The sequence below is a fragment of the Vibrio sp. TRT 21S02 genome, assembly GCF_050113675.1.
Lineage (GTDB): Bacteria > Pseudomonadota > Gammaproteobacteria > Enterobacterales > Vibrionaceae > Vibrio.
In genome coordinates, this window is the sequence record NZ_JBNJOI010000010.1 from 20110 (window position 1) to 43470 (window position 23361).

At 43.8% G+C, this 23361-nt stretch carries 14 protein-coding genes; 7 read left to right on the top strand and 7 right to left on the bottom strand.

The features are described 5' to 3' along the window. Positions 1-32 precede the first annotated feature (32 nt). Positions 33-542, bottom strand: a complete 510-nt coding sequence (gene tssB / locus ACQEXU_RS13950) for a type VI secretion system contractile sheath small subunit (RefSeq protein ID WP_367989979.1) — start codon at positions 540-542, stop codon at positions 33-35. Between the two features lie 1217 nt (positions 543-1759). Between tssB and ACQEXU_RS13955 the strand changes: the two genes are divergently transcribed. Continuing rightward, the gene (locus ACQEXU_RS13955) at positions 1760-2836 is read left to right on the top strand and encodes a 3-deoxy-7-phosphoheptulonate synthase (RefSeq protein WP_427011278.1); all 1077 of its coding nucleotides are present in this window, start codon (positions 1760-1762) and stop codon (positions 2834-2836) included. A gap of 30 nt (positions 2837-2866) precedes the next feature. Here ACQEXU_RS13955 and ACQEXU_RS13960 read toward each other — a convergent pair whose 3' ends face one another. After that, positions 2867-3646: a 2,3-dihydro-2,3-dihydroxybenzoate dehydrogenase gene (locus ACQEXU_RS13960; protein WP_427011279.1), complete on the bottom strand. Its 780-nt coding sequence runs from the start codon at positions 3644-3646 to the stop codon at positions 2867-2869. Positions 3647-3823: 177 nt separating this feature from the next. Between ACQEXU_RS13960 and ACQEXU_RS13965 the strand changes: the two genes are divergently transcribed. Together ACQEXU_RS13965 and ACQEXU_RS13970 are read left to right on the top strand one after the other, a co-directional pair. Continuing rightward, positions 3824-5005: an isochorismate synthase gene (locus tag ACQEXU_RS13965; RefSeq protein ID WP_427011280.1), complete on the top strand. Its 1182-nt coding sequence runs from the start codon at positions 3824-3826 to the stop codon at positions 5003-5005. A 5-nt stretch (positions 5006-5010) separates the two neighbouring features. Next, on the top strand, positions 5011-6630 hold the full coding sequence (locus ACQEXU_RS13970; protein WP_427011281.1) for a (2,3-dihydroxybenzoyl)adenylate synthase: 1620 nt from the start codon (positions 5011-5013) through the stop codon (positions 6628-6630). Between the two features lie 41 nt (positions 6631-6671). On the opposite strand, the gene ACQEXU_RS13975 is transcribed toward ACQEXU_RS13970, so the two are convergent. Continuing rightward, positions 6672-7553 carry an isochorismatase family protein gene (locus ACQEXU_RS13975; RefSeq protein WP_427011282.1) on the bottom strand — a complete coding sequence of 294 codons (882 nt, stop codon included), beginning with the start codon at positions 7551-7553 and terminating at the stop codon, positions 6672-6674. A 219-nt stretch (positions 7554-7772) separates the two neighbouring features. On the opposite strand from ACQEXU_RS13975, the gene fepB reads away from it, so the two are divergent. Beyond that, complete coding sequence (fepB, locus tag ACQEXU_RS13980) at positions 7773-8771, top strand: Fe2+-enterobactin ABC transporter substrate-binding protein (protein WP_427011283.1); 999 nt, start codon at positions 7773-7775, stop codon at positions 8769-8771. A 31-nt stretch (positions 8772-8802) separates the two neighbouring features. Here fepB and entS read toward each other — a convergent pair whose 3' ends face one another. Beyond that, complete coding sequence (gene entS / locus ACQEXU_RS13985) at positions 8803-10086, bottom strand: enterobactin transporter EntS (RefSeq protein WP_367990752.1); 1284 nt, start codon at positions 10084-10086, stop codon at positions 8803-8805. A gap of 128 nt (positions 10087-10214) precedes the next feature. Here entS and ACQEXU_RS13990 point away from each other — a divergent pair, with 128 nt between their 5' ends. Genes ACQEXU_RS13990 through ACQEXU_RS14000 form a run of 3 tightly spaced genes read left to right on the top strand, consistent with a single transcriptional unit; the run spans position 10215 to position 13157 of the window. Then, the gene (locus ACQEXU_RS13990) at positions 10215-11294 is read left to right on the top strand and encodes an iron chelate uptake ABC transporter family permease subunit (RefSeq protein ID WP_367989985.1); all 1080 of its coding nucleotides are present in this window, start codon (positions 10215-10217) and stop codon (positions 11292-11294) included. Then, a complete protein-coding gene (gene fepG, locus ACQEXU_RS13995) occupies positions 11294-12334 on the top strand; it encodes an iron-enterobactin ABC transporter permease (RefSeq protein WP_427011284.1) in 1041 nt (346 codons plus the stop codon). The genes ACQEXU_RS13990 and fepG overlap by 1 nt, the downstream gene beginning before the upstream one ends. 1 nt (position 12335) lies before the next feature. Next, positions 12336-13157, top strand: a complete 822-nt coding sequence (locus ACQEXU_RS14000) for an ABC transporter ATP-binding protein (protein ID WP_367989987.1) — start codon at positions 12336-12338, stop codon at positions 13155-13157. A 79-nt stretch (positions 13158-13236) separates the two neighbouring features. Here ACQEXU_RS14000 and ACQEXU_RS14005 read toward each other — a convergent pair whose 3' ends face one another. Genes ACQEXU_RS14005 through fes form a run of 3 tightly spaced genes read right to left on the bottom strand, consistent with a single transcriptional unit; the run spans position 13237 to position 23290 of the window. Continuing rightward, positions 13237-21699: an amino acid adenylation domain-containing protein gene (locus ACQEXU_RS14005; RefSeq protein WP_427011285.1), complete on the bottom strand. Its 8463-nt coding sequence runs from the start codon at positions 21697-21699 to the stop codon at positions 13237-13239. 53 nt (positions 21700-21752) lie between these two features. After that, the gene (locus ACQEXU_RS14010) at positions 21753-21947 is read right to left on the bottom strand and encodes an MbtH family protein (protein ID WP_334224893.1); all 195 of its coding nucleotides are present in this window, start codon (positions 21945-21947) and stop codon (positions 21753-21755) included. 23 nt (positions 21948-21970) lie between these two features. Continuing rightward, entirely contained in the window at positions 21971-23290 is a 1320-nt protein-coding gene (gene fes / locus ACQEXU_RS14015) for an enterochelin esterase (protein ID WP_427011286.1), read from the bottom strand. Between the last annotated feature and the right edge of the window lie 71 nt (positions 23291-23361).

Here is a 23361-nt window from a genome sequence, read left to right on the forward strand (position 1 = left end):
TAAACTGTAATAATTAACGTAAGAGGCTTAAGTTACTCTTTTGGTTGTTCTTCAGAGCTGCTTACAAGGTTCAATTCAGAAAGCAGTTTCTCGCGAGACTCTTCAGAAGCAAGCAGGTCTTGAAGACGATCGCGGAATGCCGGGATGTTTCCTAGCGGACCTTTTAGTGCAACCAAAGCTTCACGCAGCTCGATAAGTTTATTAAGTTCAGGAACTTGAGAAGTGATTGAATCGGGGGAAAAATCAGCCAACGACTTAAAGCTTAACTCAACAGGAAGCTCAGCATTTTCATCATCGCTCAGTTTGTTTTTGACTGTTGTAGAAAGCTTAAGATCACTCTCACGCATAACAGATTCAAAATTGTTTTTATCTACTGATACTGTACTGCGCTCTTCAACTGGTGTTTCTTCCGTGTGTCCTTTGAAATCACCAACAACAAGAGTTTTCAGCGGCAGTTCTACTTCAGCCTGTGCGTCTCCAGTAGCCGGAATATACTTAATGTTAATCCGCTCTTTAGGAGCAACACTTCCTTCTTTAGACATATTACGTCTCCAATACCTATGCCAATTACGTCGTTAAACAAAGTGATGTAAAGCTTCCCTTACCTCACCAAATATTCTTATTTTTCTATTGTTATTCTCTAAAGCATTAAGGAGAACTTAATTGACCTTTAATTATTATAAATTGTCTTTAACAGCCAAAATCGAACCGTTAGCGTTAAGATAAAGCCTGTTCAACCAAGGAAAACGCCCAAAGAAACGCTTTATTTTTAGCGTGTTTCACTTTGAGACAATGCTAATTTAGAGATTATTTAAATCAATCTTTAATATTGGTCATACCATAATCCAAAATGATTAAATTCATTATATAGAATTGGTCAAATACGTGATCTGCACCCAATAAAATAAACGTAAGTTCCAGCTTAATTAAATTAATAGAGAGTAATCACATTCAAATTACAAATGCATTCAATCAATACCATTCAGAAAACAATTGAAGCAAGATCACAATTGCACAATGACAATAGAACAATCAAACAAACAACAAAAATCTATTAAATTCAATAACATAAATAAAAACAAATAGGATTAAACAGCCTACCTCCTTGCTGTTGCTAGCTCAATCAACTCTTAACATCAAGTTAAAAATCACACAAAAAATTGAAAGAGATCGAGTTACCTAAAAAGGAATGACACTTTTTCAGAAGTTATAGTGAGCTTTGGATTAAGGTTCACTTTAAATAATTTTAAAGTTTACTTAAGGACAATTGTTATTAACAAAAAAAACAATAATAGAAGCCGGTTATAATATTAATAATTCAATCAATAAAAACTCAAAGGAAAATTCATTTATAAATCATCTCTAATTTTTATTTAAAAGGTATGTCATTTTGTAACAAATGGTTATTGTGTTTTAAGAAAGTTAGATGAGTTTTTATTTAACTAGAGAGTCCATAATTTAAATATACGATTTACCTCTTATTTACTGTTATCCTTATTGATACTACTATCTAATTACAAATACATTAATAAAGCACGTTAAAATGGATTAAAGGCTTCGAATAAAGTATACATTTCGCTCGCAGCCCCCCTTCTCTTTAGCAAGCTTTAGATGCTCATGTACTAAATCACGTCTTCACACGTATTGACAAGTTACAAAATGTTTCACACTATCTATCCAGGAGTGAAATGATAACCATTATCAACTCCAATAAAACATCATTACATTTATCGTCTTTTGGTTTATTTGGATATTAGTCATGCAACCTTTACACAACGCCATCAACGCAGCGTCAGCCATACAACTGCCTACCCTTCACACTGTGTTATCTAAATCTGGAGTAGATGAGCGCTTAGAGCGTTTTATTGAAACTCAACGTGACGAGATCAAAGATATTCTATCGGGAAAAGATCAGCGTATGCTTGTGATCATTGGCCCGTGTTCAATCCATGACCCTAATGCAGCTTTGGAATACGCAAATAGATTAGCCAAAGTTCAAAAACAATTTAGTCAAACGTTAAAAATTGTCATGCGAACGTATTTCGAAAAGCCGAGAACACGAAAAGGTTGGAAAGGTTTTATCGTCGACCCAGAGTTAACAGGCGATTTCAATTTAGAGCAAGGTGTCTATCAAAGTCGCTCATTATTGAAATCGATACTAGAGCTTGGCGTCCCTACTGCAACAGAGTTTCTCGATACAAACATTGCTCCATATATTGCTGACCTTGTTTGCTGGGGGGCAATTGGAGCACGTACAACAGAGTCACAACCTCATCGACAACTTGCATCAGCACTTCACTGTGCTATCGGCTTTAAAAATGGAACAGACGGAAACACCTCCATATCCATTGACGCAATACATGCGGCAGGAGACTCTCACTTACTGGTGACATCCGGTTCCAATGGGCATCCGATCGCACTCCAGACACCAGGCAACCCTCATTGTCATGTCATTCTTCGTGGAGGATTGGCTCCAAACTACTCAAGTCCAAATGTTCGTAGTACTGCTTATCACCTTGAGTACAACAAGTTAGCACCTAGCCTCATTATCGACTGCAGTCATGGCAACAGTGGTAAGATTGCAAAAAACCAACTCAATGTTATCAATAACATTTGTGATCAATTAACCGCAGGTGAAACCAGCATTTCAGGTGTGATGTGTGAAAGCTTTTTGCAAGGAGGTAACCAAGCATTGAATTCAGGAGAGTTGTGTTACGGCAAGTCGATTACCGACGAGTGTTTGAACTGGGATGATTCTGTCAGCTTCTTATCTAAACTCGATGAAGCTGTTAAGGTCGCTTACCAAAATGAATACCTTCATTCTGAGATCGCTTAACTATTTAGCCGGGCATAATGCCCGGCTTCATTAGTTGTCTAACGTTGCTCCTCCATCCACACGAAGATCATGCATTGTGATCTGTTTAGCACCATCAGACATCAGAAAGAGAACGGCTTTAGCTATGTCTTCTGGTTCTGCCATTTGCCCCAATGGAATCCCCAATCGATACTGTTCTAAGTTCCCTTTTATGACTTCATTCTCGCCGTAGTTGGCGTTCCATAGCTGAGTTTGCATGTCTGTTCTCGTTGAACCAGGGCTAACAAGATTGCAGCGAATACCCTTTTCAGCAAGTTCTAAACCAACGCATTTCACTAGCATATGTAAGGCTGATTTTGTTGCTGCATATGCCCCAATATTCAACCTAGGTGTATTTGCCGAATTTGAGCCAATTACGACAATGTTTCCCTGCTGCCTATCTTTCATGCCGTTTGAAATCGCTTGGACCAATGCCAAAGCACCAAAGGTATTTACATCAAACATTTGTTTGATCTCATCCAGAGGCATATCGTTCACTGCGCCAAGATGCAATATCCCAGCACAACTCACTAAATGGTCAAACTGAAACTCACGATCGAGTTGGCAAACTTTGTCGTTCACCGCATCGTGTTTTAATAAATCCAATTCGAAACAACGTAACCTAGATTCATCAAAACGAGCTCTAAGATCTTCAAAGCTTTGGTTCAACAACGAAATATCCTTATCTGTCGCTACCACTCGATAGCCATTTTCTAACAGATGTTCCAACACAGCATAACCAATACCTTTACCTGCTCCAGTAAGGAGTACCGTTTCAAAAGTACTATTCATTTACCTTACCCCAACGTTTAAGTGGTAGCAGAAATCTGACGTCATTTATCACTCCTTATCAAAATGCAATTAATTATCGTTTGATATTAATAATTATTCTCATCTATACTCTAGCACTGTATTCGCATACGAAACAATTCGCAAATATAAGTAACAGAATATTTAGAGGTTAGGTTTATGAAACGTGAAGTTGTTGGATTCTCCAAAATGTCTGATGAGATTTTGGATGCGCGATTAGATGAGTCCCCTTTCTTCTTTGCTTCCCCCCATAGTTCGATGCTAGGCGTCGGTATTGAACAACAACTTGAGCAAGCCATTCCATTTTCACAACTGGCAGTTCAAGCCAATGAAATGTTGGAAAAAGCAAAGTCTGAACACAACGATAACCCTGTCTTGTTTGCTACCGTTCCTTTCGATGAAAATACGCCAACAAGATTTGTTATCCCAGAGAAGCTTTATGTTTCCAGTAGCCACAGAGCAAGAGGACAAGATAAACAAAGTTCAAATAAAGCGACCATAGTGTCTGCTCCAACAGGAAACGATTACAAACAAGGTGTATCTACTCTCTTGAATTTGTTTGATACCACAGAGCTATCAAAGGTCGTACTTTCACGCTCAGTCAGGCTGGCAACAGATCACACGATCGACCAAACAGTGCTACTGCGTAACTTATTATCCATCAATGCCAATGGTTACACCTTTGCTGCAGACATTGGAAGTGGCGCTAAATTGATGGGAGCCAGTCCGGAACTGCTACTGGCCAAAAAAGGTGGCCATGTAATTTCTAACCCGTTAGCCGGCTCTCGTCCCAAGTCTAAAAACACTCAAGAAAACCTTCATTTACGTGCTTCTTTGTTAGATACCCAAAAGGATCTGAATGAACATAGTTTTGTAGTCGAGGAAGTTGAAAAAGTCTTGAGTCGTCATTGCCACAACCTGTTTACTCCAATGGTGCCTTCAGTGATTGAAACGGAAACAATGCTGCACTTGTCGACCGTATTGGAAGGTCAGGCAGACGATCCAACAACGAATGCACTGCAAATCGCGGCCGAGCTCCACCCTACTCCAGCGGTTTGTGGGTTCCCGAGACATTCGGCTTATCAAGCAATTAAGCAGATAGAGAACTTTGACCGTGGCTACTTTACCGGCATGGTTGGTTGGTGTGATGCAAGGGGTAATGGTGAATGGGTGGTAACCATTCGTTGCGCAGAAGTAAGCCAGCACGAAATGTGTGTGTTTGCGGGTGCAGGTATCGTCACGGACTCTTCACCTCAGAGTGAGCTAGATGAAACAGGAGCTAAGATGGGAACAATTTTACGTGCTGCTGGTATTCAAATTGACGAACTACTTACGGTATAGAACGCATGACGAACACACAGCACACGCTAGATTTTACACCATGGCCAAAAGAGTCCGCTCAGTACTATCGAGCAAAGGGATATTGGCAAGATAAAACATTATTCGACCATTTTCTGGACTCGGTTAAGACTCATCCAGATGCTTTAGCCATCATCAGTGGTGAATGCTCATACACCTATCAACAGTTGCATGACAAAATCACCCAGCTCGCTGCAGGATTCATTACATTAGGCCTGAAATCGGGTGACAATGTTGTCATGCAAATCAGCAATCGAGCGGAGTTTTATATTTGCTTCTTTGCTCTGACTATGCAAGGGATAAAGCCAGTTGTTGCACTGCCGGCCCACCGAACTCTTGAGCTCAGCTATTTCTGTCGTCACGCCCAAGCAAAAGCGTATATTTTCTCTGATGACACGCCGGGTTTTGATGCCCAAAAGACGGCCTTAACTTTGCAGGATGAATGTGCATCATTGTCATACCTCATTCACACAGACCAATCAGTAGATTCTCAAATTACCGAATTAAGAACTCTTTATAAAGCACAAGGTATTGCTCAAAACAGCAATGCTGACCATGTCGCTTTCTTCCAGCTGTCTGGTGGCACTACAGGCACTCCAAAGCTGATCCCAAGAACACACAATGACTACGCATATAGCGTTATCGCAAGTAATGCAATCTGTGACTTCAGTGAACAAACACGCTATCTGTGCGTATTGCCAGCAGCACATAACTTCCCATTAAGTTCCCCGGGTGCATTAGGCGTTTTCTTTGCTGGGGGCTGTGTGGTACTGGCACAAGATAGCTCACCACAAAATGCGTTCAAGCTGATTGAGCAACATAGGATCACCGTCTCCGCTCTTGTACCACCACTCGCGTTACTTTGGATGAAACATGCAGAGACTGCCTGTGACGATATTTCTAGTCTTAAATTTGTGCAAGTTGGCGGCGCCAAGTTCAGTGAAACCGCAGCCAGAGAGCTACCTAGTAAGCTAAGCTGCCAATTGCAACAAGTCTTTGGAATGGCGGAAGGTTTGGTCAACTATACACGTTTAGATGACCCGATTGATGTCATCGTAAAAACACAAGGGCGGCCAATGTCGCCAGACGATGAAGTGCTCGTGGTTGATGACGAAGGCAAACCCGTCCCTGTTGGTGAAGAAGGTGCACTATTAACCCGAGGCCCATATACGATCCAAGGTTATTTCCGCGCCAAAGAACACAATCAACGTTCATTTAACACAGAACGATTTTACGCCACGGGAGATCTCGTTCGGCTAACCTCTGACGGCAACATCATTGTTACTGGACGTGATAAAGACCAAATCAACCGAGGAGGAGAAAAAATCGCCGCAGAAGAAGTAGAAAACCTGATACTTCAACATGACAGCGTACATGATGTCGCTTTAGTCGCCATACCTGATGAGTTTCTGGGCGAGCGCAGCTGTGCGATTATTGTTCCTGAAAGCAACCAGACACCAAAGCCTGTTGAACTAAAACGCTTCTTGCACAGTCAAGGACTTGCTCAATTCAAGATTCCTGACCAAATCCATTTTGCTGAAGCCTTACCTAAAACTCCGGTGGGCAAAATAAACAAGAAAGTGTTAAGAGAACAATTCTCTTCATAATAAAAAACCGATTTCATTAGAAATCGGTTTTTACTTTAGCTCTAAGCGGCAACTTCCAAATTCGATTCAATCATTTGCCACCATTCCCTTAAGGTGGTTTTTTGCATGATGTCCGAAAAGGCAATATCAATGCCTTGCTTTCTCCAAGCTTCAAATAACGTCATTGCTCTTATGGAGTCTAGGCCTAAAAACATTAGGTTCTCATCAACATCAACTTCTTCAAGATCCATATCTAGAATCTCTGCGATATCAACGCGCATGGAAGCTAGGCTCAGCTCTGACTTCAGCTGTCCACCCTGTGCTATTTCATTAATAAACTGCGACATTGATTTAATGCAACCCGCTCTGCCTGCAACGTATTTCAGCGCGTACTGATGATCTTCCAAAGAAAAGTCTGCAATCGCATCCCCGACAATGAAGGGCTTAATGTCTAGCATAAATGCATCAAGCGCAGTGGACAAAATACCGATATGACCGTAAACCCCGACAATAATCAGTTGGTCACGCCCCGTTTCTCTCATCCAATCTAATAGAGGCGTCTTCTTAAACGCGCTATAGCGCCATTTTTTATACTGAATATCACCTTGTTTGGGGGCAACTTCTGCAATGATTTCTGTTTCTTGCGTGAGCCCAGTTCCCCAGAAATCCGTTAGTAAAGCACGTTCCTTAGGATCTTGATTCGCAGGTTGCGCCGTATAAACCACGGGGATATTCGCATGACGGGCTGCCTGTGCGATATTTTGTACATTGCGAAGTAAGTGTGGGATAGGTTGCTTGGCCTTATCAAAGAAGTTAATAAAGTATTCCTGCATGTCGTGAACCAATAACACCGCTTTGTCTGGCTCAATACTCCAGTTGACTTTGTTATCAGGGAAAGTATCAACTTCTGGTATTTCGTAGCCAGCAATCTTGGGAATCGCCATTTTTTATAATCCTTAGTAAGTTATTTCCTATATAGGAATTGGTTGACGTTGTTTATGAACAAAGAAACAAATGGTAACAATTATCATTTAACCAATAGTAAGCAGCAGCAAAGACAAAATCAATTGATAATGATAGTAGTTCGCAATAAAGTAACTACCTTCTACCAAAAATGAAGTCATATGCGTTCGTTATAGAGCGATTAACCACGGGAACTGATGATGAGACACCACTATGCGAGAGTTTTTATAGGGCTGCTTTTTCTGACCTTATTGTCGGCATGCAATGATGCAGCAATTTCAGACCAGCAGTCTAAGCCATTAACTGTTTCAGACGGTTGGCCAAAGAAAATAACGTCAAGCTATGGTGACATCACACTGACATCGCCACCCAAGCGAATTGTTTCCACCAGTGTTTCGATCACAGGAACACTTTTGGCTATTGATGCTCCAGTAATTGCTTCGGGTGGGACGCTTTCCAACAGTCCTGTCGCAGATAAAGACGGGTATTTTTATCAATGGCGCTCCGTTGCCAATGAAAGAAACGTTAAACCACTGTATCAAGGCCTAGCTAATGCAGAAGCCGTCGCCAAAGAACGACCAGATTTGATTATTGTGTCCGCAACGGGTGGTGACTCTGCAATAAAAATGTATGACCAGTTCTCAGCTATCGCTCCGACTCTGGTTATTAATTACGACGATAAAAGCTGGCAAGAGCTTGCCCGACTATTAGCATCATTTACTGATCGGGAAACACAAGCGGAAAACGCAATTCAACGGTTCAATCATAGGGTTGTCGAAGTCAAAGAGCGCATTAAGCTACCACCTCAACCAACTACTGCCATGGTGTATTATGGCGATGGTCGTGGCGCTAATTTTTGGACAGTGAACTCCGCCCAAGGAAAAGTTTTGCAAGCCTTAGGGTTTGAGTTAAGTGAGATCCCAGAACCGCTCACAGACAATCATCAAATGGGACGACGAAAAGACATTGTTCCAGTCAATGGTGAGAACTTTGCCGATGCGATAACAGGTCAATCCATACTTTTGTTCGCCGCAGAAACACCTGTGATTCAGCAATTACGAGAAAATAAGTTCATTGCCCATTTGAAAGCGGTTCGAGATCACCATGTTTACGCAATGGGTAATGATTCATTTAGACTCGATTATTACAGCTCCATGAATTTACTTGAGAACATTGAAACACTATTCAGTACTCAATAGAAAACAAACCGCCCATATAGGGCGGTTTATTCTAACTTGTCGCTGTGGCTTCTTTTGCTGAACCGGTTGGCTCTGGTGGCGGAGCCAAAGCAGGATCAAATAGCTTTGCTCGGCGCAGCGGGCGGAACAGAATAACCATTAACATCCCTATCCCTGTCGCCCCCAATCCAAATGAAAATATCGACATTGCTGGCGCCATAACCTTCCCTAAAGCACCTAATCCAATAGCACCCATCGAGTCTCCAGTTACGTCTTGCGCTGTCCATAAACTGCTTACACGGCCTAATAAATGATCTGGGGTATGTCCTTGGACAATAGAATATTGAATAAGCGAAGCCACAGAACCTAAGTATCCGTATATCACCAATATACCAAGGAATAACCAGTAGTTTCCTGCCAATCCCATGGCCACAATGGCTAAAAATGTTCCCATGGTTGCGTAGATCATAACCATTCCCGGCCGTTGAGATTGCTTTACCCAGCCTGACGTTAATGCACCGACCATCGCACCTAATGGGATCGCTGAGTACATCAAACCAGCATTCGCGGCATTCCCGGTAAATGTTTCAAGAGCCAACGCGGGAAACATAACTCTAACCGCTGTTGCGAGTGTTTCTAAGGTACCAAAAACAACCACACACCCCACAACCTTGTTCGAAAAGAGAAACTTTACGCCTTCATACAATGACAACAACGGATTTTCTGGTGCGTCATGACTCGGTTTCATGGAAGGAAGTCTGAACAACGGGAATAAGGTGCACAAGGTACCAATTGAAGCAGCAAGGTAGTTCCAGCTGACGTCACCAAACGAGATGAGCAACCCACCAATCGCTGGTGACAAAACCATTCCCATGCGAACAGTAAGCATGCTAAGTGCCGCCGCTGAGGGCAAATTCTCTCGTCCAACAATAACGGGCAACGAAGCCATCAAGGCCGTCATTCCCATCGCGCCAAAAAAGCCATCCCACACAGAAAGTACATAAAGTGCAACCAAGGAAGATTCCGCCAATAGGCTGTTTAAGGCTAACGCCCCAAATCCAATGCCACACGTTGTTCTGGCGAATAGAATGAGTTTGCGTCGGTCGTATTTATCTGCCAAAACGCCCCCGATGAGCAACCCGACAAACATGCCGATGCCATCTAATGCCATGATCATTCCGACTTGAAGGGTTGAGCCAGTCATTTGATGTATCTGTATTGGTACAGCGACGGTCATCATGCCAAGAGCAAGAATCGACATCATCCTTGCAATAAATACCATTCTAAAATTCGGGTTTTCTTTAAGTAAGCTGAAATCCAGCATAATTTTGGGCATTTTCATTATTTCTTACGTCAAATATTGTGAGTCGTGAAATCAACACGATGAAAGAGGATGCTTATTGCTTGAACATTCTACGCATCAAGTTACAATAATGGCAATGATAATTATTTACAATTGTATTTATGAGTGTTCATAAGTTGCCTTTAATCTCTTCTCTCTTACCAAGTAAAACGGCACTCCCCCAAACGCCAGACTCCCGTAAAAAACGTACTTATCGCCACTCTTTAACGTTATTTTCTTTATGTGCTCTACTGCTGTTCACATGCATCTTAAGCTTGGTGATCGGTGCCAAAAGTATATCGCCAAGCATTGTGTTTGAAAGCTTGCGAGGCACAGTAACATCAACAGCAAGCCAAATAATCCTCGAAGCAAGAGTCCCACGAACCCTCGTTGGACTGCTAGTCGGAGCGGCGTTAGCTGTGGCAGGTGCCTTAATACAATCTTTGACACGAAATCCCCTTGCAGATCCCGGCATCCTCGGTGTGAATGCTGGTAGCAGCTTTTTCGTGCTTATTGGTGTCGCAATTTTCGGTAACCATTTGATGAGTGAACACCTGTGGTTCGCTTTTATCGGTGCTCTCGCCACAAGTTTATTTGTCTATTTCATAGGAACATATAAAGAAGCCCGAGTGAATCCGTTAAAAATTACGCTTGCCGGTGTGGCTCTAGGTGCACTTCTTGCGGGAGTGTCATCATCGGTTACGCTTTTAAACCCTCAAGCCTTTGACGAAATGCGTTTCTGGGACGCTGGCTCATTAGATATCAGAAACCTCTCTTTGACTTTTACGGCCATCGCTCCCATTACTTTTGCATTGATCGTCGCGTTATTGATTGCACCAGGGTTGGATAACTTAGCCCTTGGTGAAGATGTTGCGCAAGGACTGGGGACGAATGTCAAACAGACGCAAGCTTTAGCCCTGCTAGTGATCGCTATTTTATGTGGCAGTGCCACAGCGCTTGCAGGTCCAATTGGCTTTGTTGGCTTGATGATCCCACACGTAGCTCGAAAGCTGGCTTCTTCAAGCCAACGCTGGTTGACGCTTTATGCAATGGTTCTTGGTCCTCTCCTTTTGATTAGTGCCGATATCATTGGCCGTGTTATCGCTGTCAATGAAGTCCGAGTCTCTATTGTGACAGCATTTGTCGGGGCTCCAGTCCTAATCTACCTCGCTCGTAAACTGAACTCCTTTGGTAAACTCTAATGCAACCATCAGGTACTTACCTACTTGGCCGCAAAAGTGGTCGTTTCAATTTTCTATTATCCAAACGGACTGTCGCTTGGTGCATTTTGCTTACGATAGCCACAACAATCATTGCCACCTTCGCTTTGTCTCAAGGAGAGCTAAGAACAAGCCTGACCGATCTTGTTGAGGTCGCATTCGGCACCGCTGAACAATTCACTTCAATTGTGATTCTTGAATGGCGACTACCGAGGTTATTTGCATCGCTTTTTTTTGGCGCAGCGCTCGGAGTCAGTGGTGCACTTTTTCAATCACTCATCCGTAATCCATTAGGAAGCCCTGACATTATTGGCTTTAACACTGGTGCATACACAGGTGCACTAGTCGTCATCATTGTATTTGGGGGAAGCTATTTTGAGGTTGCATTTGGTGCAATCGCAGGCGGCTTAATTGCAGCAACTGCTGTATACCTGCTGGCATACAAACAAGGAATCCAAGGATTTAGATTAATCATCATTGGTATTGGCATCAGCGCCATGTTAAGCGCTTTTAATAGCTGGCTGATGCTCACAAGCAAGTTGGAGACAGCGATGACAGCCGCCATATGGGGTGCTGGTACATTGAATGGACTGGGATGGAGTAAAATTTTGCCATCGTTTGTTTTTATTGCTGTCGCTTTTGTCATATCTGCAACACTTGTCAGAAAGTTGAACATTTTAGAAATGGGTGATGACAATGCCGCAATGCTTGGCGTAAGTGGTGAGCGTACTCGGCGGCTGGCGATGTTATCTGGCGTCATTTTGACAGCAGCAGTCACTGCCGCTACGGGCCCGATTTCATTCATCGCTTTAGTCGCTCCACAACTTGCTAAAAAGCTAACCAAAGATGGCTCGGTGGGACTGATGGCCTCTGCATTGATGGGAGCGATGTTACTCACTCTGTCCGATTTCACTGCCGTTAATTTATTTGCACCAAACCAATTACCCGTCGGCGTAATAACCATAAGTATTGGAGGTATCTACTTGCTGTATTTGCTTATTCGCCAATCAGAGAGATCATAATTTGACTAACGCAACACAACATAAAATAAACTCGCGCTATCGATTGCAGGCGGAACAAGTCACACTCGCCTACCAAGATAACGTCATATCTCAATCTTTGTCAGTTGGCATCCCAGACAATAAATTCACTGTCATCTTAGGACCAAACGGCTGCGGTAAATCAACATTACTACGCGGATTAAGCAATCTGCTCATGCCCAAATCTGGATCTGTTTTGTTAGACGGCAAAAATCTCTGCCACTTTCCTCGTCAAGAACTGGCAAAGCAGCTGGGACTACTACCCCAATCTGCAATTGCGCCATCTGGCTTAACTGTTCACGATCTCATATGTCGAGGGCGCTTCCCTCATCAATCATTTTTGAAACGCTGGACACAAGCTGACGAACAGGCCGTACAACAAGCGATAGAGGCAACTCAGGTTGAGCCATTACTAGGCCAAAACGTTGAAGCATTATCCGGAGGACAGCGGCAACGTGTTTGGGTTGCTATGGTTTTGGCGCAAAAAACACCTTATTTGTTGTTAGATGAACCGACAACTTATTTAGACATTGCACATCAAATCGAACTATTGGATCTATTCAGAAAACTGAATCGGCAAAACAGTTCAACCATCGTTGCGGTGCTGCACGATCTCAATCATGCATGTCGTTACGCTGATCATTTAATCGTGATGAATTCAGGACAAGTCGTTGCAGAAGGGACACCTAATACGGTGATCACAGAAACACTGATCCAACACGTATATGGGTTACGTTGTTTAGTAATGCCCGACCCTCTCACCAAGACGCCAATGATCATTCCTCGAGATTCTAGAGTCGATTAGCGTTTCTGGCGATATCATGCGTTTCACATAAAGAATTTACACCAATAAAAAACCGGCGATTTCGCCGGTTTTATTTTTGTTATTTCAAGCTTGGGAGCCCACTAAGCAACGTATCTAGCTGCTCCCCAACATCACCAACATTTTCAGGCGCGATAATATCTTCGTGTGAACACTCAAAATAATGCTTGTGCAAGCTGGTAATAAATGGCTTCCAATGCGCATCAATGTCATACCCCTTGGGTAAGGTACGTTCAGCCACAAACAAATTCACCTCACCATCATAAAGTGATGATTTTGCACTAGATAATAGCCGAACAGCATCTTCATAGTTCGATGTTATATCTTTAAACATCGCCATACGTTGCTTGTCCAATTCATCATCTGTAATGTCATTTGCTGCTAAGAACAAATCCTTTTCTCTTTCGATCTCGTCTTGCGCCTCTTCATTCATTGGCCCTTCCCAATCTTGACCTTCAGGTGGATAGGTATCTAGCAAGCCTAGGAATGCAACTTCTTCACCTTGACGTTGCAGTTTAGATGCCAATGCCTGAGCGACTGTTCCACCAAAGGAATAGCCTAGTAAATGGTATGGTCCTTCAGGCTGTAATTGCTTCAATGCTTTCATATGAATATCACAAGCATCTTCCATGTCTCGCCCCGCAGAGATGGCACCATTTGGACGTGGTGATTGCAGACCAAATACTGGATAATGACCATCTAGATATTTAGGTAAACCTGTATATTGCCACGCGAAACCAGAGGCGGAATTGATGCAGAAGAGCGCAGGACCAGATCCCGCTCTTATTGGCAGGACTTCACCAAAGCCAGCAAGAGTTGGATCGTTTAGCGCTTCATCGTCTAATAATAATGCCGTCAGTTTCTCTGGTGTTGGATTCACCATAATTTGACCAATGGTCACAGGAACATTAAGAATTCGGCGAATATCTGCTGCCAGCTTCATTGCCATTAATGAGTGACCACCTAAGGCAAAGAAATCATCTTCTGCAGACAAAGTATCCAGGCCTAACACGTCAGCAAATATGCTCACAAGTTGCGTTTCCATCCCTGGTCGTGCTGTCCGCCCAGATCCAGTGACAACGTCACTCGGGAGAGGCAATGCTTTGCGATCAAGTTTGCCGTTTGCACTTAACGGGTATTCTTCCATCAGGATAATGGCAACAGGAACCATGTGCGCTGGTAAATGCTCTGCCAGTTTGTTGCGCAGAGTTTCGCTCTCCGTTTCGATACCATCATTGAGGATCACATAACCCACAAGTTGGCGATCATCCGCACCCGCCATAGCCTTTTCATTACTCAAGGATTTTGCACAGACAAGGGCCTGCTTAACACCTGCAAGCGATTGAAGTGCCGTTTCGATTTCTCCCAGTTCAATCCGTTGACCACGAATTTTTAATTGATCATCACTTCGACCAAGGTATTCGATTTTTCCAGAGGGCAGCCAACGAACAACATCCCCGGTACGGTACATACGCTCCCCACTCGAGAATGGATTTGCAATAAACCTGTCTGCTGTTAATCCACTGCGGTTCAAGTAGCCGATAGCCAATTGATCACCAGCTAAATACAACTCACCGGGAACACCCACTGGCGTTTCTCTCAGGAAGCTATCTAGCACATACACCTGCGTATTCCATACGGGTAGACCGATCGGCACACTCGTCCCTAAGCTTTCAGCTAAAGCAGAACCAAAAGCCGGACAATACGTTACATCAACCGCCGCCTCAGTTGGACCATATAAGTTGTGTAATGGCGCTTCTATCCAGCGTGCATATTGACTAGACAGTTCTTTCGATAATGCCTCACCAGAACAGAAAACACGCTGCAAGCTTCGGGCGACACGTTCACCTTGTTCATGACTGTTTTCTATCGATGCCATAAACGCAGCAAGCATAGACGGTACAAAGTGCATGGTTGTCACTTTGTAGTCATTGATGATCTGCATTAACCACTCCGGATCTTTATGCGATTCCGGTGGTGCCATGACCAAGCTCGCACCTTCAATCAGCGGCCAGAAGAACTCCCAGACAGAAACATCAAAACTGCATGGCGTTTTTTGCAAGACCACATCTTGCGCATTGAGTGTGTATTCATGCTGCATCCATTTCAGGCGGTTTACGATAGCCTGATGCGAAACTAACACGCCTTTCGGATTCCCTGTCGAGCCAGAGGTATAGATGATGTAGGCTCCATGATAAGGCGCAAGTCCATCCTTCTCTTCAGTCAGCGTGGAAGCCACTGGCTCAGGAAGGTCATCCAAAATTAGCAACTCTCCGAATGCAGAAAAGCGCGCTTGGTGCTCAGATGTCGTGATGATCAGCTTAGGTTTCGCATCATTGACCATGTACGCCAACCTTTCGTCTGGATAACCCACATCAAGCGGTAAGTAAGCGGCCCCACATTCAATAATACTATTGAACGCAAGACTTAACTTCGTACTTCTTGGCAAAGCAACGGCAACAATATCGCCAACACTCACATTGTGCTGCCAGAGTAACTCCGCTATCGCTTTTACCTGCCCTCTCATTTCGCGATAAGTGAAACTTCGTTCTTCATCAATCAAAGCAAGTTTTTCGGGCGTTTTCTCAGCTTGTTGCACCATCAACGAACGCAAGGTTTGCTCTGGTAACGCAACTTTGGTCTGGTTGACACGCTGCTGTAACTCAACTTCATCAGCAAGACGTAAATCCAACTGGGTCAAACTTGCCTCTGGTGATGCGATAATCGCATCTAACACTTGTTCAAAGCGCTGCATTATTTGCTCAGCGACACCCGCTGTATCGCGGTATTCAAACAGAATATGGATCTGCTCACCGGGTAACACTAAGATCGTTAATGGGTAATGAGTGTAGCCACGGTTATGAATATCGCACAGCTGTGCTCCAGCATAGTCTTTGTTAAACCAATCTGAATGATCTGGATAGTTCTCAACCACCAGGAGCGTATCAAATAGCGTTTCGCCGCCGGCCAATTGCTGAATTTCACCCAAACCAAGCTCATCATGCTCTAGTAATTGAATCTGAATTTCTTGATGCGCTTTTAGCTGCTCAAGCAAACTTAGATCTGGTTTGAGTTTCATCCTTACCGGAATGGTATTGCTGAACAAACCAATATGTTCATCAATCCCTTCCACATGACCAAAGCGGCCTGATATCGGCGTACCAAAAACCACATCTTCTCTACCCATCATGCTGCCAAGAATGCTCGACCAAACACCTTGCATTAATGAGTTCATGGTAAGGCCATAGTGGCGAAGTAGCTGATTGATCGCTTGAGTCTTGTCTTCTGGGATAAGCAGTTCGAGCTCGTTGAGCTTATCTGTGACGGGAATATCTTCAAATGCAATGGCTGGGTTCACGCCCTGTAACACATCCACCCATCGTTGCTGAGCGGCTTTTTTATCTCTTCCTGTAAGCTGCTCAACAACGCTGGCATAACTTGCGCTAATCGGCGTTAAGACATCAACACCACTCGCATATGCCGTTAGGAAATCTCTCAACAAGATCGGCGTCGACCAACCATCAACCACCAAGTGATGAGCTGAGATGTACAAAGTACTTTGGTTATCACCATGATAAATCACACTCGCATTTAATAGTGATTGTTCAGGGTTGCTGAGATCAAACTGGCGCGTCAGTTCACTTTTCTCAAAACGAGTCAGATACGCTTGCTGTTCGCTTTCTTCCATCGAAGTAATGCTATGACTTTCGATTGGCCACTCACCGAGCTCCTTAGGAATAAGCTGAACGGTTTTACCCAGCATATCGCTATCAAACTTAGCCTTTAATTGAGGATGACGGCTTATCACCACATTAAGAGCACACTTAACATGTTCAATATTGATCTCACCGTCAAAGGTTAATCGCGTTGTTGAATTGTAATTACTGTTCTCATCACCCAGTTGTGACTGGAATAACAATCCTTCTTGTAAAGGCAAGGCCGGAAGCACATCTGCAAGCTCCCCATATCGCTTTTCAAGACTTGAAGCTTGTGGCAATGAAATACCGGCAACCGTCAATTCTGCTGGCACTTTTAGCTCTTCAGCCAACATTGTTCTCGAAGAAAGCCAATCGGCAATAGAATTCAGATTCTCTTCAATTTTGTCACTAATAATATCGATTTCATTTTGGCTAAACTGAAATTCGTTCCATGACCAGTTCAATGCAAATGCGGGCGCGGCTGCATTTTCATCGACAAAAATATTCAGTTCGAGATCGTGCTGTAGTGCTTGTTCACTGTCTAACAGAACAGCAAAGGTATCAGCAAATTTTCCGGCTCGACTTTGCGGCGACCATTTCTCTGACGATTGCTCAAATCGGCCCAAATAGTTAAAGAGTACCGACGACTTATAACGACTTGCTAGTCCTTTTAACTCGTTACGATGCGGATTATCAAGATGGAGCAAGGCCATATACCCCAACCCTTTATCCTTGATACTCCGTTTGGCTTGTTTTACCTCACGCAGCAAGTCAACCGTTGTCCCTGATTCCGGCAACGCCACAACCAAAGGATACTCTGTGGTAAACCAACCCATGGTTTGGCTTAGGTTGATGGACGAGTCAAACTCTTCCCGCCCATGAGATTCAAGATTGAATTTAATCGCCTCGTTGCCAAACACATTAGCAATGGCTGCACTTACGGATGAAAGTAAGATCTCTTCAATATCAATCGACTCTGACAGTTGACCGAACTCAAGCACACGCTCTGTGGTAGCAGCTGCCAGTTTATTTCGGCAATGCTTAACTCGGCAATCCTCTTGCGCAGGTTTGAACGGCATGACAGGACGACTGTCTCGTGCTCGCCAATCCGCCATTTGTTGAGCCGCGACATCCAAATAATTGTGCAGCGCATCAGACCACGTATTGATACCCGTGACTTCATTTGGAATGACGATGTCATGACCGGAAACTTCCGCGCGAGTTAGTGATTTAAGCTGAGGCAACAACACACGCCAAGAGACACCATCAATCAACAGGTGATGGGCTAAGATCATCAGGCCACATTGCCCTTTACTATCACTTAGCATCACTAACCGTAGTAGCTGACCATTAGCCAAGCTCATTGTCTTACCATACTGATCAAATATGGCATCAATATCGGCATGTTTTAGCTCATCGACTGTTAGATGCTCCACCCACGATGCGACATCAAGTTGATCTATCGATTCGATATAATATTGCGATTCTTTCTTTATCAAGCGACACACCGAATTCATCGATACCAGTTTCGCCAGCGCTCGTTGTAGCGCACTCAACGTGACATCAGCTTCGATTTCGACAAAGACACTCTGAACATAGCTGGTGTCCTCCGAGAAGGTATCTTCAAACCATTGCCACATTGGCAACGGCTTTATTTGCCCTTCTTGCGCCACATGCTCTTGCCGGTTTAGTGGCTTCATCACTTTCGCCATATCACCAACTCTACGGGCGGCAAAGATTTCTTTGGGGCGGAGTTCGAAGCCAACTTTACGCAAAATGGTGCCAAGCCCCATTGCGGAGATACTATCCCCACCAAGGTTAAAGAAATCATCTGAAATACCAACATCAGCAACACCAAGCAATTCTGCAATGGCACTACATAGAGCAACTTCTTCTGCTGTAACCGGAGCGATCACTTCTTCGCGATTGGTAAGATCAATGTTTGGTAATGACTTTCTGTCGATTTTCCCGTTGACGTTTAGCGTGAACGCGTCAAGGATCATCAAACCTGCCGGAACCATGTATTCTGGTAATGCCTGACTCATTTCATCGAGTAACTGCTGCTCAGAGATAAGCCCCTTCGCATGGCTGACTAACGTGCAATACGCAATTAAACGGTGTGAATCTCCAAAACGTTCTGCAATCACCACTGATGAATCCACATCCGGGATATTGTTGATTGCGCTTTCTACGTCACCAAGTTCGATACGGAAACCACGAATTTTGACCTGATCATCCGTTCGACCAATAAAGTCTAACTGCCCATTCTCGCGCCATTTTACTAAATCACCCGTACGGTACATGATCTGACCGTGCTCAAATGGATTGGCAACAAATCGATCTGCTGTCATTCCCGGTTGATTCAAATAGCCTTTCGCCAGCCCTGCACCTGCAAGGTATAACTCACCGGCCACGCCGACAGGCACTTCTTGCAATGCATTGTTCAAAACATAGGCTTTAGCGTTGAGTATCGGACGGCCAATTACAGGAGTGGTATCTGCATTTAGAGGAGCACTCACGGCATCTACGGTAAACTCTGTTGGACCATAGAAGTTTTCTACCAACAGCTGAGGGTAATTACCTACACGCTCCCACAGTTTTTCTGGTACCGCTTCACTACCGATGAGAACCAGAGTTGGTGTATAAACCTGCTCCATAAGTCCGCTATCAAGCATCTGATTAAACAGCGATGGGGGTAAATCCATTGCATCGATGTGGTCGTTTGCTACACATTCAACTAATTCATAGGCATCTTTACGCTGATCATCATCATAAAGATAAAGCGTGTGACCGCACAGCATCCAAATAACTTGTTCCCAAGATGCATCAAATGAGAATGACGTCGTATGTGAGGCCCTGACCGTAATCTTTTCCGGCTCAGTCGAACGATTTGTCGCTAGGCTTGATATCGCTTTCGCAAAGATAGAGTTTTGATGAGAATGAAGTAAATTAAGTAACGCACCATGCGTGTTCATAACACCTTTCGGCTTACCTGTTGAGCCTGAAGTAAATACGATATAGGCGACATCATGCTTGGAAATATCAATCTGTTCTGGGGTTGAAATCTGTTGAGCGGTTAATTCAGCAAGTGTTGTGCAGTTTGCTAATTCCCCCCATGACAGGTTTTCTTTATCTTCAACAATAACCGTTTGAGGTTGAGCTTGTTCAAGGATCGTCTCTATACGCTCTTGGGGATAATCAAGATCTATTGGTAAGTAAGCCCCACCACAGCGCATGATAGCCAGCATAGTAACCACGGTTTCTGGACTTCGAGGCAATGCCACACCTACAACATGCTTTGGCTTTATACCCAAAGTATGCAACTGAGCAACGCGCTGCTCAATAGCTTCACGCAATGACTGAAAGCTCCATTTTTGTTGCTTATAAACGAGCGCAGTTTCATCTGGTTGTTGTGCAGCATTGCGTTCAAAAACATCAAGAACAGATTTATCTTGATGCGGATCTCGCCATCGATTGCCAACAGACCAATCAGCGATACTTTGCTGCTCACTTTGAGGAATAAGTGCAATCTCAGCAAGTGTAATGGATGGGTTTTGCGCGATTTGCTCCACCATGTTGGCAAATCGATCAGCATGAATCGCTAATGATTGCGTATTGTACTTTTGAGCATTGGCAGTGAGCTCAATCTCAAGCTTGCTGTTACTTAATGCAGGAGAAAATTCAATATCATCGATCGGACCTGCAGATAAGATATGCGTTTTCGATCTGATGCCAGCAAAATGCAGTTCATCTTCAAATGGCTTGAAGTTGAGCATTGGTCCGTACAAGGGTTGCCCGACTTTGCCTAAATCGCGCGATATTTGCTCTGCATCATACATTTGATAACGACGAGCTTGTCTGATGGCTTTATTCATCACCCGAGCGACATCGGTAATACTCATTGTTTTATCAACAGAAAATGCCAAAGGTAGTACATTCACAACCGCACCAGACGCACTCATTGCCGAACTGCCCATTCGGCGCATAAATGGGAAGCCGACGCAGACGTCGTCATTGCCGCTGTGTAAATGTAAATACGCAAACACAAGAGCCATTGCGAGCTCTGAGGGTAGTACATTATTGCCTTGGGCATGTAGCCAATCGCCACCATGAAGGCTAATGTGCTGCTTAACAACACCAAAACGTGCCTTATCGGTTCCGCCAGTGGTTAAAGAAGGCGGAGCGGGCAACAAACTTCCGGCCTCCTTCCAAAAATATCGTGCTTTGTCGTATTGCTCTGATTCGGTAAATTGACCATGTTCCGCGACTACCTTGGCCATTGGTATAAAACCTTCAGGCTCGGACGTTCCGAGTGTCATGTGATTGTAGTGACGGGTGATATTTTGGCTAATTGCGTTAAAACTGAATCCGTCAACATCAATATGGTGATAACGCTGGTACCAAAGCCACTTTGGTGCTTGCTTGGAGCCAATTTGAATTAGGCAGTGACGGTAGCGTCTTTCATTGCCTTGAATATCGATGGCCGTTTGCAGATCTTTTTCCATCCATTCCAATGCAGCATTTTTTGGCTGCTCTAAATGGGAAAAATCGAAAACCTCCAGCACTTCTTCTAAAGCCTTTCCTGCTTGAAATTGCTGTTTGATCACGCCTTCGACTTCTACATAACGACAATGTAATGAATCTGCAGTGTTAAGCCCTTTTGCCACTGCCTGCCTAAAAATCGACGTATCAACTTGACCTTCGATTTCTACATAATGTGCGACGTTGAATTCTTCAGGGTTTGGCATCACTTGCTGAGCAAACCAAATTCCTTGTTGTGTGCCCAATAGGGGCCATAAATTATCTTGCACTTGTTGAGTGTGCATTGGTGTATTCCTTAAAAATTTAATTATTATCGTTGTGGCTATTTGTTTGTTTTTTACACACGAATGTCATGCCAATTCGCTTCGATATAATCAATGCAGTCTTGCTTTAATGACGGACCAAATGTGCTTTTCCAGCCAGAAGGGATCCCTTTGAATTCAGGCCATAAGCTATATTGATTGTTGTGATTAATCAGCACAAAGAACTGGTTTTCAGGTTCGTCAAAAGGATTAATGTATTTCTCAGACATAGTTAACTCCAATAATAGAAAAATCAGGATTCAAAATTAAAAACATACGACAACCCATCAATGAGGCCTCCGCGCCAACACAGGCGTTCATGCCCACCATCAAAGGTGCGAAACGATAACCGATGGTTTTGTTGCTTAAGTTGCTGGTATAGGTCTTGGCTCAAGTCCACCATGACGTCCTCTCCTAATCCAACCTCTATAAACACACTTAGCTTTACGTTAGAACCAAGGCCAGAATGAACTAATTGACTCATTTGAGTTAAAGGTTCGCCTGTTTGGAAGGGAGAATATTCACTAGGTGGCTTCACTAACGAAAAATCAGGCCACCAAAATGAACCCGATTGACAAACAACCGCACCAAAACGATCCGGATGGTTCAATCCGGCATACATCGCACTTAAACCACCAAGGCTTTGCCCAACAACAGCCGTACGATTTGCGTCATTAGTAATTGGGAAATAACGACCAACCAACGGCAGTAGTTCTCGAGTGATAGCCTGCCAAAACAAAGGGTTGCAACTGAGCTCTTCGCTACGCAGCGCTCCGTTGATTTCATCAATGAAGACATACAAGGCAGGTGGAACTTGACCGCTGCTCGTCGCATCGGTCAGTGCACTAAACAAAGGCATGGATTGCGACCAAAATTGACCATCTAAGATCAAAATCAATGGCAGCTCAGCGATTTGTTCAGCGCTGGCTGTCGAATACAACCAAACATGGCGCTCATTACCTAAACACTGGCTCGTCCAAGTCAGCTGCATGTTCGCTCGTGCCTGAACATCGCCATTTTTTGTATCGAACCTTGACCAAGCACTTTGCGATACTGCCTTTGGCATAGATAGCGGCGTTTTCGAACGTCCCCATTCGCAGGCTGACAAATTGTTTTTACTTAAATCATCGCGAACACTAAGAGGAAAAATGGTTCTCAACCACTCCCGATGCTTGGTGCGTTTCTCTTGGTATGTTCCTTGGTACGCTGGTTGGACGCGTTCATGTGTTACTGGAATAAACGCGTAGCTCCCCCGCCACGTGCTGTTTACCCTAGTCTTATAAAACCAAACATCCGTTCCTTTAACATGGGTAAGCCTTTCCATATCAAAGCTGTGATGATCAGTAATACCGTTGATATCAATGTATATTTCTTCAACACTGTCATCCGTGTTTCGCCAAAGAAATAGCAGCTCAGCGCTTGTATTATCTTGGGAAAGGATAAAAGGTGTTCCTTTTGTCTGAACCTCGTCCCACCAACATGGAGCTCCTACTTCTTCATTAGCTTCAAGCAAACCACTTAAAACACTATTGATATTCTTATTTTCTATTGTTCGATAAGCCTTTATATCCATCACAAATCCAACTTGTACGTCGAAACTTCATGCATATCTTCTAGTAATGAGGTAGCACAAACTTATATCAT

Coding starts and splice junctions, on each gene's coding strand:
- tssB (WP_367989979.1), bottom strand. CDS start 542: ATGTCTAAAGAAGGAAGTGTTGCTCCTAAAGAGCGGATTAACATTAAG.
- ACQEXU_RS13955 (WP_427011278.1), top strand. CDS start 1,760: ATGCAACCTTTACACAACGCCATCAACGCAGCGTCAGCCATACAACTG.
- ACQEXU_RS13960 (WP_427011279.1), bottom strand. CDS start 3,646: ATGAATAGTACTTTTGAAACGGTACTCCTTACTGGAGCAGGTAAAGGT.
- ACQEXU_RS13965 (WP_427011280.1), top strand. CDS start 3,824: ATGAAACGTGAAGTTGTTGGATTCTCCAAAATGTCTGATGAGATTTTG.
- ACQEXU_RS13970 (WP_427011281.1), top strand. CDS start 5,011: ATGACGAACACACAGCACACGCTAGATTTTACACCATGGCCAAAAGAG.
- ACQEXU_RS13975 (WP_427011282.1), bottom strand. CDS start 7,553: ATGGCGATTCCCAAGATTGCTGGCTACGAAATACCAGAAGTTGATACT.
- fepB (WP_427011283.1), top strand. CDS start 7,773: ATGAGACACCACTATGCGAGAGTTTTTATAGGGCTGCTTTTTCTGACC.
- entS (WP_367990752.1), bottom strand. CDS start 10,086: ATGCCCAAAATTATGCTGGATTTCAGCTTACTTAAAGAAAACCCGAAT.
- ACQEXU_RS13990 (WP_367989985.1), top strand. CDS start 10,215: ATGAGTGTTCATAAGTTGCCTTTAATCTCTTCTCTCTTACCAAGTAAA.
- fepG (WP_427011284.1), top strand. CDS start 11,294: ATGCAACCATCAGGTACTTACCTACTTGGCCGCAAAAGTGGTCGTTTC.
- ACQEXU_RS14005 (WP_427011285.1), bottom strand. CDS start 21,699: ATGCACACTCAACAAGTGCAAGATAATTTATGGCCCCTATTGGGCACA.
- ACQEXU_RS14010 (WP_334224893.1), bottom strand. CDS start 21,947: ATGTCTGAGAAATACATTAATCCTTTTGACGAACCTGAAAACCAGTTC.
- fes (WP_427011286.1), bottom strand. CDS start 23,290: ATGGATATAAAGGCTTATCGAACAATAGAAAATAAGAATATCAATAGT.